The organism is Streptococcus sp. 2022WUSS037, assembly GCF_044427225.1.
In the GTDB taxonomy this organism is placed as follows: Bacteria; Bacillota; Bacilli; order Lactobacillales; family Streptococcaceae; genus Streptococcus.
Map to the genome: position 1 here is coordinate 1 of NZ_JAOTGJ010000022.1, position 17,916 is coordinate 17,916.

Consider the following 17,916-nt stretch of genomic DNA (forward strand, 5'->3'; position numbering starts at 1 on the left):
TGAAACAAAGACATGGTCTTGATGTCGCCAGAGCATCAGGTCTTTTCAACATGGAATTACAAGCAGCCACCACCATATTTGTAGTCAATATGAAGCGAATTATGACCTTAATAGACCAAAAGGAAGAATAGAAAAATAGGAATTCTCCCAATCATTTAGGAGAATTCCTATTTTTTATAAGAGTCGGAGTAACTGGAGACTTTTTCAGTGGGCTCAAGTGACGTCGGCTGTTTTTGTATAAAAAATCAAAAAAGTCTTGACTCACCCCTAGGGGAATGGTGTATGCTAGGACTATCAAAGCAGATGGAGGTTGCTTATGCAGGTCAAGGATGTGGAGAAGTTGACAGGCTTGTCAACCAAGGCGATACGCCTGTATGAAGAAAAGGGTTTGATTGAGGTGGCGAGAAATCCACTCAACGACTACCGTGATTATTCAGAGGAAAATGTGCAGCAACTCCGCTTGATTAAGTTGCTCCGCTATTTTGAGTTTTCCCTAGCAGAGATTATGGCCTTCCTAGCCTTGCCAGAGGAGGATTTGCAGTCAGCCTTGCGTGAGAAAAAGCAGGGAATCAACCAGCAAGCAGAAGAATTGGCAGATAAGGTTGACTTGCTGGATCAGGTTGTCAAGGACATAGGCAAGAAAGATGACTGGCTAGAAGAAGCTCAGGACTCCATTGCTTTTGTGGAAAGCGGTGAGTTCCAAGACTTAAAACAAGACCTAGAAAATGCCTTATTACCAAGCCTATGGCTGACCCTCTTGCAGACCATGATGCTATCAGGTCCAATTCTCTGGTTGTTTACTCGAATACAACAAGGCCGTCAGGAAAATCTTTTCCTACTAGCCGTGGTTTCCCTACTAGCAACTGCTTGGATCACGCTTCTCTGGCGAGACTACCTCGTAACCTGGTGGAAACATCGGGACAAGGTCCGCCAGAAGAATCGTAGCCAAGCCTGGTGGATTCCAATCGGTCTAATCACCCTTGTGGGTGGAATTAGCTACTTTATCTTCGTCGGCTGGCTGACAGAAACCTTCTTCCTGCCAAGCGACTGGCTCTTCTATGAGTATTCGATTGGTCTGGGCAAGATTTCCATGGCATTTATTATGGCTTTTCTCGTTTTTCTTTTGGGAAAACTGGCGAGGCTGGTGAAACTTCCTTGGAAATATGGCTTGGGTCTGGCAGGTGGCTGTATCTTGTTGACCGCTCTGCTGATTTCTACAACAACAGCTGTGACCAAAGACCAGATTATTGACATCAATCTGTTGGCACCGTCCAAGGAATATCTTTACAGTGATGTCAAGTCTGTCTGGGCAGGATTTGGGACCAAGGTGTTTACCCTAGATGAAACTAAAAAGCAGGGACAATTTAGCTACCGTATTCAGCTTGACGGAAAGGAAATTGTGTTTATGCAGCCGACTTCCAATCAGGACTTAGTGACAGATGACACCTACATTGAACTAGAGGAACTTGATCAGCGACTGATGAATCTGGACATTCCCAAAGAAAGTTCAGCAGAAGGCAGTCAGTACAACGATTTAGATGCGCATTTTATAGAGCGATTTTTGCGAATAGTGGAAAATAAATAAAATGAATTCTGTTTTAGTTTCCCTTAAGTTTGGCGTGCTATACTATATCCAAGCTAGAAATAGCCCATCGTCATCCGTAAGAGCTAAAGCTCAAACGGCTGGCATATCTTTTCACCTAAAGGTGTCCCTAGCTCTAAGTCGCAAGCGACAAGAGCTAGGTATCATATAATCTCCTGGAAATACTTGACTCACTGAGTCTGGTATTTTCATTTTGTGCTATAATAGTCCCATGACTAGAATTTTAGATATGGAACAGATGCAGGATGAGGAATACGTTGAGCGTACCCTGCGTCCGCAGAAATTAAATGAATACATCGGTCAGGACAAGGTCAAGGACCAGTTGAAAATCTTTATCGAAGCGGCAAAACTCCGTGATGAAGCCTTGGACCATACTCTTCTTTTTGGCCCTCCGGGTCTGGGGAAGACCACTATGGCCTTTGTCATTGCCAACGAACTAGGCGTCAATATCAAGCAGACCAGTGGGCCTGTCATTGAAAAGGCAGGCGATTTGGTGGCCCTTCTCAATGACTTGGAGCCAGGCGATGTCCTCTTTATCGATGAAATCCACCGTATGCCCATGGCGGTCGAAGAAATTCTCTACTCTGCTATGGAAGATTTCTACATCGACATCATGATTGGAGCAGGAGAGGCTAGCCGTTCCGTACATTTGGAGTTGCCGCCCTTTACCCTGATTGGAGCAACCACTCGTGCGGGTATGTTGTCCAATCCCTTGCGGGCTCGTTTTGGTATCACTGGTCACATGGAGTATTACGAACTGGCTGATTTGACCGAGATTGTCGAGCGGACAGCGGACATCTTTGAGATGGAGATTACCCATGAAGCAGCGATCGAGCTGGCTCGTCGTTCCCGCGGAACTCCACGTATCGCCAACCGCCTGCTCAAGCGGGTGCGGGATTTTGCCCAGATTATGGGCGACGGCCTGATTGACGATAGCATTACGGACAAGGCTTTGACCATGCTGGACGTGGACCGTGAGGGGCTGGACTATGTGGACCAGAAGATTCTCCGGACCATGATTGAGATGTACGGCGGCGGTCCTGTCGGCCTCAACACCCTGTCGGTCAATATCGCCGAGGAGCGTGAAACGGTGGAGGACATGTACGAGCCCTACCTGATTCAGCAGGGCTTCCTCATGCGGACACGGACGGGGCGGGTCGCGACAGCCAAGGCTTACGAGCACTTGGGTTATCCCTATACGGAAAAATAATGGCAGAGCAGATGAGCAAGTAATGATCTTGTTTCACGTTCGGACTAAACTAGAAATGGAGATAAGATGACACCGACATTTATTTGGGATTTGGATGGAACCCTTTTGGATTCCTATGAAGCGATTTTGGCTGGAATTCAGGAAACTTATGAACAATATGACCTTCCTTTTGACCGTGAGGAAGTAAGAAATTTTATTCTTCGTTATTCTGTCAAAGATTTGCTGGTGCGTGATGCGAACAAGTACGGTCTGGATAGTGATGAACTCAATCGTGTGCGTGCGACTTCCTTGAAGGAGAAAAATACGCAGATTCCCTTGATGGCTGGTGCGCGTGAAATTCTGGATTGGACAGCAGAGAAAGGAATTCAAAATTTCGTTTATACACATAAGAGTGACAATGCTTTTCGGGTTTTGGAGGATTTGGGTGTTCGTCACCATTTCACAGAAATCTTGACCAGCGATTCTGGTTTTGCCCGCAAACCAAGTCCAGAAGCTCTGCTATTTCTTATCGAAAAATACGGACTGGACAAGGAAAATACCTATTATATCGGCGATCGTTTACTAGATGTGGAGACAGCTATCAGTGCAGGTATTCATAGTATCAACCTGCAAATTGATGGTGTGGAGCAGAATTGGAAGATTGAGAAGTTGGTGGATATTAAGGAAAAGTTTGAAGTGTAGATATAGTTAATAACTATGACAAGTCATGGAAATATTCAATTAGTCATCTATAGCGAGTTTTGATACACTAGATAGGTAAAGCGAAAAAACTGAGGTTATCGGTGAAAGATAAGAAATTTTAGTAATCTTTGGATGGGATCAAATACCAATTAGTATGTAAGTATACAATTATTTTCATTGCAAGATGAAACCGTCTACAACACCTGACTTTTTTGCTACAATGAACAAAAGTATATTCGGAGGTATTTTATGAACGATAAGGAATTTGGACAACGTGTGCGTCAACTGCGAGAAACTGCTAGTCTGACACGTGAACAGTTTTGCGATGACGAACTGGAGCTCTCTGTCCGCCAACTAACCCGTATCGAAGCTGGTACCTCTAAGCCGACTTTTTCAAAAATCCAATATATCGCAACCCGCTTAGGCATGGGGCTCTACGAGCTTATGCCTGACTATGTATCCTTGCCAGAAAGATACTCCAAGCTGAAATTCGATGTACTCCGAACGCCGACTTATGGTAATGAGGAATTAGTTGAAAAACGTGATGCTATCATGACAGAAATCTATGATGATTATTATGATGACTTGCCTGAAGAGGAGAAAATAGCGATTGATGCCATTCAATCAACTATTGACGTATTTGAAACGAAGACAGCAGAATTTGGTCAAGATATTCTAGATGACTATTTTGAACAGATACATAGAAAAAAACAATTTTCAGCCAATGATTTATTAATCATTCGACTATTTTTAATCAATTTGAGAATGGAAGTTAAACAGAGTAGTGATTTCCAGTATTTTTTAGAGTTGGTGGACAAGTTTCCAAGCCAAGTAGAATTGATTGCATCTGGGGATTTATTTATTTTAAGGGATGTGATGATAACTTCTGTTGGACTTTTAGGACAAAATGAAGAATATAGTTATATTCCATCTCTCTTTGAGGCCCTTGATAGGATAATGCAGAAGACACAAGATTTTCAAAAGAAACCCATTCTCAATCTGCTTAAGTGGAAATATGAGTTGTTAATAAATAAAGATAAGGTTGCAGCTACTGCCTTGTATGAAGAAGCGCTTCTTTTTGCAAGACTAATTGGCAATGCGTACCTAATTGATAAATTAGAAGAGGATTGGCAAATAGATATGAAAACAGCAGAATATTCAGGTGGTGTGTAAGGTCTAGGTACTCATCCACGATTAACAGCGTTGAAAAACTTTGTTTTTTATAATATTTTAAAAAAGTATATTCGGAGGTATTTTATGAACGATAAGGAATTTGGACAACGTGTACGTCAACTGCGAGAAACTGCTAATCTGACACGTGAACAGTTTTGTGACGATGAACTGGAGCTCTCCGTCCGCCAACTAACCCGTATCGAAGCAGGTACTTCCAAGCCGACTTTTTCAAAAATCCAATATATCGCAACCCGCTTAGGCATGGGGCTCTACGAGCTTATGCCTGACTATGTATCCCTGCCAGAAAGATACTCCAAACTGAAGTTTGATGTACTTCGTACACCGACTTATGGCAATGAGGAACTAATTGAAAAACGCGATGCTATCATGACGGAAATTTATGATGATTATTATGATGACTTGCCTGAGGAGGAGAAAATCGTTGTAGATACCCTATGCTCTCTATTTGATGTATTGGATACAGATAGTCAGGAATACGGCAAAGAAATTCTTGATGATTATCTACATCAAAGTTACCACCGTGCCAAACTGTCTATAAATGATTTAATGATTTTACGGTTATTTGTCGAACACTGTGAGTTAGAAACTTTAGCCTCTGGAACCGCAAATTATACACTATTTATAGATTTGGTAGAGAAATTACCTCAAGCGACTTACGATGTGCATTCGGAATCCTTATTTATTGTTAGGGATTTATTGCTAGCTATTGTTCGTATTTTGTTTTCGAAGGAGCTGTATGGGTATGTTCCAGTTTATATAGAAAAAATTGAGAATATTATGGAATTATCGCAAGATTTTCAGAAAAAACCAATTTTAAATCTGGTAAAATGGAAATATGAATTAAAGGAGAAACATGATCGCGAAGGTGCTGAGAGATACTATAATGAAGCGATTACGTTGGCTAGCTTGCTTAATCAAACGCACTTAAAAGAAAAGCTCCAAACGGAATGGGAACAAGATACGCAGAGCTAAAAATGTGACATTTTTGTCCTGTTGAGAACTTATAGTTTATTTTATACTAGGTTCATAAAACAAAAGGAGATTATGTTATGTTTCAATTTTTAAAATTTTTCGGTGGTTTTGGTCAATTTGGTGAAGATAATTGGTGGGTGAAGTAATAACGTTTATGTTCTTTCAAACAATATAGTAAAAAGCCAACATCCGTTAGGCTTTTTTGTTATACTAGACAGTATGTAGGAGGTGGCTATGTTAGAAAATTGGTTAAACACCAAACAAGGTCAGGTGTTTCGTTACAAGATGGAAAAGATTGAGTATGCCCTAGAACTGCTAGGAAATCCCCAGTTTGCAGTGCCGGTCATTCATGTCGCTGGAACCAATGGCAAGGGATCGACCATTGCCTTTATGCGCCAGCTATTTCAGGCCCATGGCATGTGTGTCGGTAGCTTCGTGTCACCCCACATGGTGAGCGTACACGACAGGATTTGTATCGACAGCCAGCCCATTTCAGATCATGATTTTCAGCATTATTTACAGAAAGTCTACGACTTGGAGCAGGAAGTCGCCGCCCGCTATGAGCCCTTCCGCTATTTTGAGGTTATGGTGCTCATTATGTTCCTCTATTTCCAGGACCAGCAGCCCGATGTGGCACTAGTAGAGGTGGGCATCGGAGGGCTTTTGGATACGACCAATGTCGTGGCACCAGCCCTAAGCGTGATCACCTCCATCGGTATGGACCATCAGGATTTATTAGGCTCGATTTTAGGGGAAATAGCAGAGCAGAAAGCAGGGATTATCAAGGAAAACGTGCCTGTCGTCCTTGGACCACTTTGTCCAGAAACCACAGCCATCTGTCGCCAAATTGCCCTTGATAAACAAGCACCTGTCTACCAATTTGGTCAGGAATTCACCTATAAAGCAGGACAGTTCAGCAATACGGACATCGACCTGTCGGAATTAGTTCTGGGTCTGGCTGGCCATCACCAAGAAGAGAATGCGGCCGTAGCCCTACAAACTTTTATACTCTATATGACCAATATCCAAAAAGACATTCAACCTCAGTTGATTCAACAAGCCCTTGCCCAAACCAGCTGGCCGGGTCGTTTGGAATTGGTTGCTCAAGAGCCAACAATCTATTTGGATGGAGCCCACAATGTCCCAGCGATCGAACGTTTGGTTGAATTTATTCAGGAACAAGAAGAGCCGGTCACCATTCTTTTTTCTGCCCTTCGACGCAAGGATTTTCAAGAAATGCTGGAATTATTGGAAGAAAAGTTACCGCATACTCCTCTTGTACTAACCAGCTTTGCTTATGACGGTGCCTTATCTGAGGAAAACCGACAAGGACGAGACTATGTTGAGGACTACCGAGCATTTATAGAAGACTGGCAGTCTAGCAAGCAAGGGACGTTGATTGTCACAGGCTCTCTTTACTTTATCTCTGAAGTTCGTCGGATTTTTAAAAAATAAGTAACATTTTGCGAATAAATAGGTATGACACATGCAGAAACAGTAGCCTTTTTAAAGGAATTTGAAAAAACCAAACGCCATACCTTCCGCCAATTAGAGCAGTTTGCAAAAATTTCTAGAACTCCCGATAGGAAATGACATCGGGAGTGCTTTTTGATATAATAAGGAAAGCAAATCCAAGGAGAAGAAAATGACAGAATTAGATGTAGTTTCGGACGTAGTTACTCATCCTGAGGAAACTTATCGGCGTAGTCGTAGAGCATCACGCAGACAGCAAGTGCAACTGAATGGTGAATTTCATGAAAGAGTATTAAAGACAAAGTATTGGCCAGCTCTTGTTTGGAGCTTAGTTTTAAGTATTTTTAGCGTAGCCAATCCACTGCTAATGCCATTTGCAACCAATATACAAACTCAAAATTTATATGCAGGGCTGGCAATGGCAAATGGACAAATCCCTTATGGTGATTTCTTTGGTACAAGCGGGTTATTATTCTACTTACTTGCTTTCTTAGGTCATCTGGGAGGGACTTTCATTATCTTTGGAATCCTCCAGTTTATAGCGTTACTGATAGCGGGAGTCTATTTCTATAAGATTGTAGCTTATTTTAGTCAGTCAGAACACCTAGCGACAAGTTCTAGTCATTGGTTCTATGTATTTGTTTTTGCACTTGGTTTTGGAGGGATGTATGCAGAAATGTTTGCTCTTCCGTTTCTTTTGACTAGTGTGTGGTTTCTGGTCCGCTATTTTGAAAATGCAGTGCGTGATGAGGCATTTATCCTCTACGGAATCGATGCGGCATTGGTATTTTTAATTTACCCAAAAAGTCTGATCCTTTGGTTAGTTGCGGGTCTAGTTTTATTTATTTTTAATATCCAACACCGCCAAGTTACTCGAGCAATCTATCAATTATTAGCGACCATTTTTGGTTTTCTTCTGATTCTATATGCGGTAGGTTATTATGCTTTTGAGGCGCAGATTCTGGGGACAGCTATTCAACAAACTTTCCTTTATAACTTGCAGTTAGACTTTCACCATTTCTATCTATATTTAGACTTGGTGATTGTGTCTGTATTTTTACTCTTATCTGGATTCTTTAAAAGTTTCATCCAAATGGTGTTTTCTTTCAAACAAGGAAGACATACCTATATCAAAGTTCTCCTATTATTGACTTTCTTAGTTCAATGTGTCTTTATTATTGGGAATGCTAATTTTCAATGGAGCCAACTCATTCTTCTTTTACCGTATGGTTTTGCGATGTCAGTCGTTTACCTGCGTGATGAAGATATAGAAGATCATCGTGGATATTTACGTCGTCAATTCTTTCTTCCATTAGCTATTTGCTTGGGTATTATCGCTCAACCTGCTTATCTTTATTTGGTACAGGGAGATTTGAGAACTGACCGTGAACAAGTTGCCAATTACATTGGTGAACAAACAAAAGATTCGGATAAGATTTATGTTTGGGATAATAGCGCAAGCATCTATCTTTCAAGTCAACGTTTATCTGCCGCAACGATTACTACAGCAGAACCCTATCTGAATACTGACGACAATAAAAATAGCTTGATGTATGACATCAATAAAAATGAGGCAAAATTTGTAGTCGTCAATAAGACTTTGCCAATTCTAGATGAAATCAAGACAAATTTAGAATCACAGTACCAGTCTGTTCAGACAACGGATTACTTTACGATTTATCAAAAGAATGAATGATTGCTCAGGCAGTCATTTTTTCTTTAGCCTATCTGGGAAAAGGAGGGAAAGTGGATATGTGGTATAATGGAAAAATAAGCATTCGGGAAAAATTATTAAAGAAATGTAGGAGAAATGATGTCACATATTATTGAACTACCAGAAATACTAGCCAACCAGATTGCGGCTGGTGAGGTCATTGAGCGACCAGCCAGTGTGGTTAAGGAGTTGGTGGAAAATTCCATTGACGCAGGGGCTAGTCAGATTGAAATTAGTGTTGAAGAGGCTGGCCTTAAAATGATTCAAATCACGGATAACGGTGAGGGGATTGCCCCTGATGAAGTAGCGCTTGCCCTCCGCCGTCACGCCACCAGTAAGATAAAAAGTCAATCGGATTTGTTTCGTATTCGCACCCTCGGTTTTCGTGGAGAAGCTCTGCCTTCCATTGCTTCTGTCAGTCATATGGTCATTGAGACAGCTACAGCAGACTCTACACACGGACTTCATTTGGAGGCCAAAGGTGGTGTCATCGAGAAAGAGGAGCCAGTTAGTCGTCCAGTAGGTACGCAGATTACTGTTTCGGATTTATTTTACAATACCCCTGCTCGTCTCAAATACGTTCGCAGTCAACAGGCTGAATTATCACATATTGTTGATGTTGTAAATCGATTGAGTCTAGCTCATCCGGAAATAGCTTTTGCCTTAGTAAACGAAGGACGAGAATTAATTAGAACTGCAGGGACAGGAAAACTTCGTCAGGCAATTTCAGGTATTTATGGGATTGCTTCTGCCAAAAAAATGGTGGAGATTGAGGCGGAAGACTTGGATTTTCATGTTTCGGGTTACGTTTCCTTGCCAGAATTGACCCGTGCCAACCGCAACTACATTTCCATTTTCATCAATGGTCGCTATATCAAGAATTTTTTGCTTAATCGAGCGATTTTGGAAGGTTATGGTAGTAAGTTGATGGTTGGACGCTTTCCGCTGGCGGTGATTTCTATTGAGATTGATCCTTATTTGGCTGATGTCAATGTGCATCCGACCAAGCAGGAAGTTCGCATCTCCAAGGAAAAAGAACTCATGACCTTGATTCGAGAGGCGATTAGTCAAGCGCTTAAAGAGCAGGACTTGATACCAGATGCTCTTGAGAATTTAGCTCAGTCAAGTACTCGACCAAAAGTAAAAGCAGAGCAAGGCACCTTACCACTCAGAGAGCCAAAAATCTATTATGATACGATTAGGCAAGACTTCTTTTTAAAACCAGATGTTGTCGCTGAGGATGTCAAACCTCTCGAAGAGGATAGGCAAGAGATTGTTGAGTCGCCTGTCGAAAATAAACCTACATCTGTTCAATTTGCAGAACGTCAGTCGGTGGAATCAGAAGATCAGGAGCATCCTAATCTAAGCGCAAAAGAATTGGCAAAACTGGCAGATAAATTAGACCGAGAGGAAACATCGACATTTCCAGAGTTAGAATATTTTGGTCAAATGCATGGGACGTATTTATTTGCGCAAGGTAAGACAGGACTTTATATCATTGACCAGCATGCCGCACAAGAGAGGGTCAAATACGAATACTATCGTGAGAAAATTGGACAGGTTGACAATTCAGCTCAACAGTTATTGGTGCCGTATATTTTTGAATTTCCGCAGAATGATGCCCTTAACCTCGTCCACAAAATGGATGCTCTTCGTCAAGTTGGTGTCAACTTAGAAGAATATGGAGCTAATCAATTTATTCTGCGTGAACATCCTATTTGGATGAAGGAAGAAGAGATTGAGTCTGGCATCTATGAGATGTGTGACATGTTGCTCTTGACCGATCAGGTGTCAATCAAGCAGTATCGGGCAGAACTGGCTATCATGATGTCTTGTAAACGGTCAATCAAGGCCAACCATGCTTTGGATGATTATTCGGCGCGTGATTTATTGAGACAATTGTCTTACTGCCAAAATCCCTATAACTGCCCACACGGTCGTCCAGTTTTGGTACACTTTAGCAAATCGGATATGGAAAAAATGTTCCGTCGCATTCAGGAAAATCATACGAGTTTGCGTGAATTGGGCAAGTATTAAGGAATTTAACACCCGTGTAAAAGCATTTGGACTAGCTATTTTTACCGCCAACTTGTAAAGTAAAGGAGGAAACATGACTCATCTTGGACAGCTTATTCACATGGAGCGAACAAAACGACAGGAATCTCAAGAAACTTTGGCGAAAGCAATCGGAGTGTCACGGCAAACAGTCTTAAACTGGGAAAAAGGTCGCACCTTACCTGATAGTGCCAGTCTAGTCAGCATTGCCCAACGTTATCACCTATCTTTTGACCAGTTAATTGGCTTACAAGTCAAGGCTAAGAAAAGGCGGGTCTGGATAAATTACTTGATTCTCCTAATCCTATTCAGTCTAGGTATATTTGTCGGTGGTAATGCCACTCTCTTGCTTCCTTTCCTTATTGTTTTTCTCCTTGTCGGTTTCCTTATCCAAGAATTCATGTTGACCAAATCTTTATAAAGCGAGGTCATTGTATGGTCCGAAAGGATAGACTGTTTATTGTATTTATTGTTCTTGGCGTACTCAATCTGCTGGTCAAGCTTCACCGTTATTTAGGATTTAGTCCGACTTATAGTCTTTACTACCAGCTTGCTAGTTATGTCTTGCTATTTGCACTTGGCATATACTACTATAAAGAGCTTCTTTGGACTGACTTTAGAAAATTGCGGAGCTGGAAACTGCTTTATCAATTCCCCTTGTTTTATCTCGCAGACTTTTTGGTCATGTATGGCGGAAGTTTTTTCCAATACATACTCATGAAATCACTTCATATCTCAGAAGGTATAGGCAATGTTACAGCAGTTGATAAGATAAACCAAATCTTCCCACTTCCAATCTTTTTGCTAATAGTGGGCATCATTGGTCCGATTGTTGAAGAACTTTTTTATCGGAAATTTTTACAGGATAGTCTGAAAAATATTTTGAATCCATGGTTGGCTATTGTCTTGCAAGGTCTCATTTTTGGATTAGGACATGCTAGATCCCTAGATAGTTCAGAAATTATCAACACGATTCCCCAGATTTGTTCGGGTATTTACCTGGGTTATCTCTATCACAGAACAGGCAATCTTTGTTATCCGATGCTCGTTCATTGTGCAGGCAACCTCTCCATAGGATATTGAGACTCAGCTTCGCTATCAATAGCGAGGCTTTTTATGGTACAATAAAGAGAATTAATTGATAGATAGAGGAAAATATGTACGACTATATCAAAGGAATTTTAACGAAAATCACTGCAAAGTATATTGTAGTAGAAACGCATGGAGTTGGTTATCTTTTACAGGTGGCCAATCCCTACGCTTATTCTGGGAAGGTCCAACAAGAAGTGACTGTCTATACCCATCAAGTGATTCGTGAAGATGCCCATTTGCTCTACGGATTTATGACAGAAGCTGAAAAATCTGTTTTTCTCAGCCTGATTTCTGTTTCAGGCATTGGACCAACAACGGCTTTGGCAATTATCGCTGTTGATGATAATGACGGTCTGGTGCGGGCTATTGAGCAGAAAAACATTACCTACCTGACCAAGTTTCCAAAAATAGGCAAGAAAACAGCCCAGCAGATGATTTTGGACTTGGAAGGCAAGTTTGTTATCAGCGAAGAAGCGGGGCCTGTTCAACAAGTAGCACCATCCAGTGAAAATATCGCTCTTGATGAAGCTATGGAGGCCATGGAGGCCCTTGGTTACCGACCAGCCGAACTCAAGAAAATCAAGAAATTCTTCGACGGTACCAACGACACCGCAGAAAACTACATCAAGTCAGCCCTTAAAATGTTGATGAAGTAATAAGATACAAAGGACTTAAAGGACAAAGAGAAAATAGGAAACCTAACGCAGAGCCTTTAGGCTCTAAGCAGGTTTATCTTTTTCTCACAGTCCTTAGTCCGTGTTAAATTACCGTACCAATATGATGGTTGCTGAAGCAACTCATCATACTTACGGCAATCGCTATTTGCGACTTGCCTAGGTACCTTACTAACTCGCCACAAAAATAATGTCGATTTTTGTAGCTCATGTCGTGTCCAGCTACAAAGGCGTTAAGCGATACAAAGCAAAATAGACGGCCGAACAGAAATTTTGCTAGAAATTTCGTTGTGAGACCTCCACAATGACAACTAGGTAAAAGGCGAGTTTTGACGACGCCTTTTACCAGATGTCAACTGCGTTATTCGTTGCTATTTAGGACTTAGGGTTTCGTTTTGCAAAGTATCTAGCTGTCGCGAACGAACCTGTCAAAAGTGTTGATTAAACCGTATGTGAGAAGGAGTTTCTATGTCCCGTTGTGCTTGGGTCAATCCCAACAATCCACTCTATATTGCTTACCATGATGAAGAATGGGGCAAGCCGCTACATGATGAGCAGGCCCTGTTTGAGTTGCTCTGCTTGGAGTCTTACCAAGCTGGACTTTCCTGGGAAATTGTTCTCAATAAACGCCAGGCTTTTCGCTCTGCTTTTTTCAACTATGATATTCAAAAGGTTGCGGCCATGACAGATAGCGAGTTAGACGGTCTTCTTGCCAATCCTAACATCATTCGTCATAAGGCAAAGCTGTACGCTACCCGCGCCAATGCTCAGGCCTTTCTTCGAGTACAGGAGGAATTCGGTACGTTTGATACGTATCTCTGGGAATGGGTTAACTTTACATCTATCGACAACCCTGTCAAGTCCTTCCGAGAATTGCCGACCAAGAACGACCTATCCGAACGGTTGTCCAAAGATCTGAAAAAACGAGGTTTCAAATTCGTCGGTCCTGTATGTGTTTATTCTTATTTACAGGCGGCGGGTCTTTTAAATGAACACGAAGAATCTTGTGATTTTCGAAAACCATTACGAACTAATTAGATGAGCGAGCAATCGCACCCTAGATAGAGGAGGAATATGAAAGCAGAACTAATCGCGGTTGGAACGGAAATCCTGACAGGTCAAATCGTCAATACCAACGCCCAGTTCCTTTCGGAGAAATGTGCAGAGCTGGGAATTGATGTTTATTTCCACACAGCTGTTGGTGACAATGAACAACGGCTTCTATCTGTACTGGAAGTAGCCAGTCAGCGGAGCGACTTGGTCATTCTCTGTGGAGGACTTGGTCCAACTGAGGATGACTTGACCAAGCAGACCCTGGCGACCTTCTTAGGTAGAAAATTGGTCTTTGATGATGGAGCCATGGCAAAATTAGACCGTTTCTTTGCTAGTCGTCCAGGTCGTGTCCGTACACCAAATAATGAACGTCAGGCACAGATTGTTGAAGGTAGCCTTGCCTTGCAGAACCCAGCTGGTTTAGCTGTTGGTGGTATGATTGAGCAAGAGGGTGTAACCTATATTGTTTTGCCTGGCCCACCAAGCGAACTTAAGGCTATGTTTACAAGAAGTTTACAGCCCTTGCTTATTCAGTCAAGTCAACAACTCTACTCTCGTGTCCTACGCTTTTTTGGCATTGGTGAAAGCCAGTTGGTGACTGTTTTGGCGGACTTGATTGACAAGCAGACAGACCCAACTCTGGCACCCTATGCTAAGGTTGGAGAGGTGACTTTACGTTTGTCCACCAAGGCGACCAACCAAGAAGAAGCAAATCTACGTTTGAATCAGTTGGAAGAAGAAATCTTACAACATGACAAATTGGCAGACTATTTCTATGCCTACGGAGAGGACAATAGTTTGGCTCAAACGGTAGCGACTCGTTTGGTGGAGAAAAAACAAACCATTGCTATCGTCGAACAGGGGACAGGTGGTCTCTTGCAAGCTGAATTGAGCCTGGCTTTGGCTGATCAGCCGTATTTTAGCGGAGGGAAAGTCATCGGTCAGAAGGGAATAGAATCGGGCTGGCTATCAGAAGATGCAGGTCGCATTCGACAGGAGCTGCAAGCTGATTTAGGGCTGGCTGTGTCGGTATTTATCAAGCCTGAATCAACAAAGGACAACGTACTTGCAAAAGTATATCTCACTTTGGCTACGACCTCGGGTATTTCCCAAAAAGAGATAGATTTAGGTGGTTATTCGTGGCAATACCTTCGCCAGCTTGCTTGCCTGCAGGCCTGGGATTTTGTACGAAACACTTTGTGAAATAGCAGATATTTGCTATAATAGTTTGATTAAGAAAAGAGGAGAACAGCATTGGCTAAGAAACCTACGAAAAAATTAGAAGAAATTACAAAGAAATTTGGAGATGAGCGTAAAAAAGCGCTGGATGATGCTTTAAAATCAATTGAAAAAGATTTTGGTAAGGGTGCTGTCATGCGTCTTGGTGAGCGTGCTGAACAAAAAGTTCAAGTCATGAGTTCAGGTAGCTTGTCAATCGACATTGCGCTTGGAGCGGGTGGCTATCCGAAGGGGCGTATCATTGAGATTTACGGTCCAGAGAGCTCAGGTAAGACAACTGTTGCCCTTCATGCAGTGGCTCAAGCTCAAAAAGATGGCGGTATTGCTGCCTTTATCGATGCGGAACATGCCTTGGATCCAGCCTATGCAGCAGCCTTAGGGGTAAATATTGATGAATTACTTTTGTCGCAACCAGATTCAGGTGAACAAGGTCTTGAGATTGCAGGTAAGTTGATTGACTCTGGTGCTGTTGATTTGGTTGTTGTTGACTCGGTTGCAGCCCTTGTACCACGTGCAGAAATTGACGGTGATATCGGTGATAGCCACGTTGGTTTGCAGGCTCGTATGATGAGTCAGGCTATGCGCAAACTCGGTGCATCCATCAACAAAACAAAAACAGTAGCTATTTTCATTAACCAATTGCGTGAAAAAGTTGGTGTCATGTTTGGTAACCCTGAAACAACACCTGGTGGACGTGCGCTTAAATTCTATGCATCTGTCCGTATGGATGTTCGTGGAAACACACAAATCAAAGGAACAGGCGACAAGAAAGATCAAAACGTTGGTAAGGAGACCAAGGTCAAGATTGTGAAGAACAAGGTGGCTCCTCCATTTAAAGAAGTAGTTGTTGAAATCATGTATGGTGAAGGAATTTCTCGCACAGGTGAATTGATTGAGATTGGTAGCAACCTCGGTATCATCCAAAAAGCAGGTGCTTGGTATTCATATAATGGAGAAAAAATTGGCCAAGGTTCTGAAAATGCTAAGAAATTCTTAGCAGATAATCCAGCAATCTTTGATGAAATTGACCGCAAGATTCGTATTCATTATGGCTTGATTGAAGCAGATGGAGTTGAAGAGGTTGTGACCGAACAAGCCCCAGTTGCTGCGGAAGAGATCCAAGATGTTATCCTAGATCTTGATGGCGGTATTGAATTAGAAGATTAAAAACGAAAAAGTTTGGTATGACCAGACTTTTTTCTTGTCTAAAACCGAATTATTCCCCAAAAATTAAAAGTTTTTTTAAAATAGGTCTACAGACCGAGGGATTTTGTGATATAATAGTCTATAATGTGCTTACTAAGATGCAGCAAAGGAGTGACTACATGATTAAAATTTATACAGTATCTAGTTGTACTTCTTGTAAGAAAGCGAAAAATTGGTTAAATGCTCACCAATTATCTTATAATGAGCATAATCTTGCGAAGGAAGCCATTACTAAGGAAGAAATCCTAAACATCTTAACAAAAACAGAGAATGGTATTGCAAGTATCGTATCGTCAAAAAACCGTTATGCAAAGAGTCTGGACTTTGATATTGAAGAGTTGAGTGTGAATGAGGTCATTGATTTAATTACCTCTAATCCACGTATTTTGAAGAGTCCAATCTTGATTGATGAGAAACGACTTCAAGTGGGCTATAAAGAAGATGATATACGCGCTTTCTTGCCACGTGCAGTGCGCAATGTTGAAAATGCTCAAGCTCGTATGAGAGCAGCTCTATAAGATGTACAAAAGGACTCTTTTGGGGTTCTTTTTGCGCATTTTTTGAGAATAATTAAAATTTGTGATATAATGTAAAAAATAGGGAAAGAAGGTGTAAGTATGGGATTTACCGAAGAAACCGTTCGTTTTCGCCTAGATGACACAGATAAACAAGAAATCAGCAAAACATTGACTAGTGTTTATCGTTCGCTAGAGGAAAAGGGCTATAACCCGATTAACCAAATCATTGGCTATGTATTAAGTGGGGACCCTGCTTATATTCCTCGCTATAATGATGCCCGCAATCAGATTCGTAAGCATGAACGAGATGAAATCATTGAAGAATTGGTGCGCTACTATTTGAAAGGGAATGGGATTGACCTCTAATGAGAATAATGGGATTAGACGTCGGTTCCAAGACAGTTGGTGTAGCCATTTCAGATCCGTTAGGTTTCACGGCCCAAGGGTTGGAAATCATCCCAATCGATGAAGAAAAGGGCGAATTCGGTCTGGAGCGTTTGACCGAACTTGTAGAACAGTACAAGGTTGATAAATTTGTTGTAGGATTGCCGAAGAATATGAATAATACTAGTGGTCCACGTGTGGAAGCTAGTCAAGCTTACGGTGATTTATTGACTGAGCGTTATAAACTTCCAGTTGATTATCAGGATGAACGTTTAACAACTGTTGCAGCAGAACGGATGCTGATTGAGCAAGCGGATATCAGCCGAGGAAAACGCAAGAAAGTTATCGATAAATTAGCAGCTCAGCTAATTTTACAAAATTATTTAGATAGAACATTTTAAAGGAGATTCTAATGGCACATCATCATGACCATGAACACGACCACAATCACGACGAACGTGAGTTGATTACTTTGGTAGACGACCAAGGTAACGAAACACTTTTTGAAATCTTATTGACGATTGACGGTCAAGAAGAGTTTGGTAAGAACTATGTTCTCTTGATTCCTGCAAGTGCAGAAGAAGATGAGAACGGAGAAGTTGAAATCCAAGCCTACTCATACATTGAAAATGAGAATGGGACAGAAGGTGACCTTCAACCAATCCCAGAAGATGCAACAGCAGAATGGGATATGATTGAAGAAGTCTTCAACAGCTTTATGGAGGAATAAAAAGGTCCAGTGGACCTTTTTATCTTGGTCCGATGTACCTTTTTTTATCACTCCTCATCAAGAAGCGGACAAAAATGTCCTGTTGGAAATCGTACCTTTTCGATAAACTAAAACCATC

The 17,916-nt window shown here is 41.7% G+C and carries 18 protein-coding genes; all 18 read left to right on the plus strand.

Annotated features, from left to right (window positions below; translation table 11 throughout):
- Positions 1-316 precede the first annotated feature (316 nt).
- The 18 genes from ODU55_RS07985 (at position 317) to ODU55_RS08070 (ending at position 17,798) form a co-directional block, all read left to right on the plus strand.
- On the plus strand, positions 317-1,585 hold the full coding sequence (locus tag ODU55_RS07985; RefSeq protein ID WP_398582496.1) for a MerR family transcriptional regulator: 1,269 nt from the start codon (positions 317-319) through the stop codon (positions 1,583-1,585).
- A gap of 229 nt (positions 1,586-1,814) precedes the next feature.
- A complete protein-coding gene (ruvB, locus tag ODU55_RS07990; protein ID WP_398582497.1) occupies positions 1,815-2,813 on the plus strand; it encodes a Holliday junction branch migration DNA helicase RuvB in 999 nt (332 codons plus the stop codon).
- 66 nt (positions 2,814-2,879) lie between these two features.
- Positions 2,880-3,494 carry an HAD-IA family hydrolase gene (locus ODU55_RS07995; protein WP_398582498.1) on the plus strand — a complete coding sequence of 205 codons (615 nt, stop codon included), beginning with the start codon at positions 2,880-2,882 and terminating at the stop codon, positions 3,492-3,494.
- A gap of 249 nt (positions 3,495-3,743) precedes the next feature.
- Complete coding sequence (locus tag ODU55_RS08000; protein WP_398582499.1) at positions 3,744-4,667, plus strand: helix-turn-helix domain-containing protein; 924 nt, start codon at positions 3,744-3,746, stop codon at positions 4,665-4,667.
- A gap of 84 nt (positions 4,668-4,751) precedes the next feature.
- Positions 4,752-5,660, plus strand: a complete 909-nt coding sequence (locus ODU55_RS08005; protein WP_398582500.1) for a helix-turn-helix domain-containing protein — start codon at positions 4,752-4,754, stop codon at positions 5,658-5,660.
- A gap of 234 nt (positions 5,661-5,894) precedes the next feature.
- Entirely contained in the window at positions 5,895-7,115 is a 1,221-nt protein-coding gene (locus tag ODU55_RS08010) for a bifunctional folylpolyglutamate synthase/dihydrofolate synthase (RefSeq protein ID WP_398582501.1), read from the plus strand.
- A gap of 190 nt (positions 7,116-7,305) precedes the next feature.
- A complete protein-coding gene (locus ODU55_RS08015; protein ID WP_398582502.1) occupies positions 7,306-8,829 on the plus strand; it encodes a quinol oxidase in 1,524 nt (507 codons plus the stop codon).
- A 117-nt stretch (positions 8,830-8,946) separates the two neighbouring features.
- On the plus strand, positions 8,947-10,884 hold the full coding sequence (mutL, locus tag ODU55_RS08020; protein ID WP_398582503.1) for a DNA mismatch repair endonuclease MutL: 1,938 nt from the start codon (positions 8,947-8,949) through the stop codon (positions 10,882-10,884).
- Positions 10,885-10,957: 73 nt separating this feature from the next.
- The gene (locus ODU55_RS08025) at positions 10,958-11,323 is read left to right on the plus strand and encodes a helix-turn-helix domain-containing protein (RefSeq protein ID WP_398582504.1); all 366 of its coding nucleotides are present in this window, start codon (positions 10,958-10,960) and stop codon (positions 11,321-11,323) included.
- Between the two features lie 14 nt (positions 11,324-11,337).
- The gene (locus ODU55_RS08030; protein WP_398582505.1) at positions 11,338-11,985 is read left to right on the plus strand and encodes a lysostaphin resistance A-like protein; all 648 of its coding nucleotides are present in this window, start codon (positions 11,338-11,340) and stop codon (positions 11,983-11,985) included.
- A gap of 74 nt (positions 11,986-12,059) precedes the next feature.
- Positions 12,060-12,650 carry a Holliday junction branch migration protein RuvA gene (ruvA, locus tag ODU55_RS08035; protein ID WP_398582506.1) on the plus strand — a complete coding sequence of 197 codons (591 nt, stop codon included), beginning with the start codon at positions 12,060-12,062 and terminating at the stop codon, positions 12,648-12,650.
- Positions 12,651-13,136: 486 nt separating this feature from the next.
- Positions 13,137-13,706, plus strand: a complete 570-nt coding sequence (locus ODU55_RS08040; RefSeq protein WP_398582507.1) for a DNA-3-methyladenine glycosylase I — start codon at positions 13,137-13,139, stop codon at positions 13,704-13,706.
- A gap of 36 nt (positions 13,707-13,742) precedes the next feature.
- Positions 13,743-14,924 (plus strand): competence/damage-inducible protein A, encoded by a 1,182-nt coding sequence (locus tag ODU55_RS08045; protein WP_398582508.1) that lies wholly within the window; start codon positions 13,743-13,745, stop codon positions 14,922-14,924.
- A gap of 51 nt (positions 14,925-14,975) precedes the next feature.
- Entirely contained in the window at positions 14,976-16,127 is a 1,152-nt protein-coding gene (gene recA, locus ODU55_RS08050; protein ID WP_398582509.1) for a recombinase RecA, read from the plus strand.
- Between the two features lie 158 nt (positions 16,128-16,285).
- The gene (gene spx / locus ODU55_RS08055) at positions 16,286-16,684 is read left to right on the plus strand and encodes a transcriptional regulator Spx (RefSeq protein ID WP_002939362.1); all 399 of its coding nucleotides are present in this window, start codon (positions 16,286-16,288) and stop codon (positions 16,682-16,684) included.
- A 99-nt stretch (positions 16,685-16,783) separates the two neighbouring features.
- A complete protein-coding gene (locus tag ODU55_RS08060; protein ID WP_002939360.1) occupies positions 16,784-17,050 on the plus strand; it encodes an IreB family regulatory phosphoprotein in 267 nt (88 codons plus the stop codon).
- Positions 17,050-17,469, plus strand: a complete 420-nt coding sequence (gene ruvX / locus ODU55_RS08065; RefSeq protein ID WP_002939356.1) for a Holliday junction resolvase RuvX — start codon at positions 17,050-17,052, stop codon at positions 17,467-17,469. The genes ODU55_RS08060 and ruvX overlap by 1 nt, the downstream gene beginning before the upstream one ends.
- 11 nt (positions 17,470-17,480) lie before the next feature.
- Positions 17,481-17,798 carry a DUF1292 domain-containing protein gene (locus tag ODU55_RS08070; protein ID WP_004195480.1) on the plus strand — a complete coding sequence of 106 codons (318 nt, stop codon included), beginning with the start codon at positions 17,481-17,483 and terminating at the stop codon, positions 17,796-17,798.
- The last annotated feature ends 118 nt before the right edge of the window (positions 17,799-17,916 follow it).

What these genes read in the sequence shown, in the direction of transcription:
- spx (WP_002939362.1), top strand. Translation starts at nt 16,286, where the DNA reads ATGATTAAAATTTATACAGTATCTAGTTGTACTTCTTGTAAGAAAGCG.
- ruvA (WP_398582506.1), top strand. Translation starts at nt 12,060, where the DNA reads ATGTACGACTATATCAAAGGAATTTTAACGAAAATCACTGCAAAGTAT.
- ODU55_RS08025 (WP_398582504.1), top strand. Translation starts at nt 10,958, where the DNA reads ATGACTCATCTTGGACAGCTTATTCACATGGAGCGAACAAAACGACAG.
- ODU55_RS08045 (WP_398582508.1), top strand. Translation starts at nt 13,743, where the DNA reads ATGAAAGCAGAACTAATCGCGGTTGGAACGGAAATCCTGACAGGTCAA.
- mutL (WP_398582503.1), top strand. Translation starts at nt 8,947, where the DNA reads ATGTCACATATTATTGAACTACCAGAAATACTAGCCAACCAGATTGCG.
- ODU55_RS08010 (WP_398582501.1), top strand. Translation starts at nt 5,895, where the DNA reads ATGTTAGAAAATTGGTTAAACACCAAACAAGGTCAGGTGTTTCGTTAC.
- ODU55_RS08060 (WP_002939360.1), top strand. Translation starts at nt 16,784, where the DNA reads ATGGGATTTACCGAAGAAACCGTTCGTTTTCGCCTAGATGACACAGAT.
- ruvB (WP_398582497.1), top strand. Translation starts at nt 1,815, where the DNA reads ATGACTAGAATTTTAGATATGGAACAGATGCAGGATGAGGAATACGTT.
- ODU55_RS08040 (WP_398582507.1), top strand. Translation starts at nt 13,137, where the DNA reads ATGTCCCGTTGTGCTTGGGTCAATCCCAACAATCCACTCTATATTGCT.
- ODU55_RS08015 (WP_398582502.1), top strand. Translation starts at nt 7,306, where the DNA reads ATGACAGAATTAGATGTAGTTTCGGACGTAGTTACTCATCCTGAGGAA.
- ODU55_RS08030 (WP_398582505.1), top strand. Translation starts at nt 11,338, where the DNA reads ATGGTCCGAAAGGATAGACTGTTTATTGTATTTATTGTTCTTGGCGTA.
- ODU55_RS07985 (WP_398582496.1), top strand. Translation starts at nt 317, where the DNA reads ATGCAGGTCAAGGATGTGGAGAAGTTGACAGGCTTGTCAACCAAGGCG.
- ODU55_RS08005 (WP_398582500.1), top strand. Translation starts at nt 4,752, where the DNA reads ATGAACGATAAGGAATTTGGACAACGTGTACGTCAACTGCGAGAAACT.
- ODU55_RS08070 (WP_004195480.1), top strand. Translation starts at nt 17,481, where the DNA reads ATGGCACATCATCATGACCATGAACACGACCACAATCACGACGAACGT.
- ODU55_RS07995 (WP_398582498.1), top strand. Translation starts at nt 2,880, where the DNA reads ATGACACCGACATTTATTTGGGATTTGGATGGAACCCTTTTGGATTCC.
- ODU55_RS08000 (WP_398582499.1), top strand. Translation starts at nt 3,744, where the DNA reads ATGAACGATAAGGAATTTGGACAACGTGTGCGTCAACTGCGAGAAACT.
- ruvX (WP_002939356.1), top strand. Translation starts at nt 17,050, where the DNA reads ATGAGAATAATGGGATTAGACGTCGGTTCCAAGACAGTTGGTGTAGCC.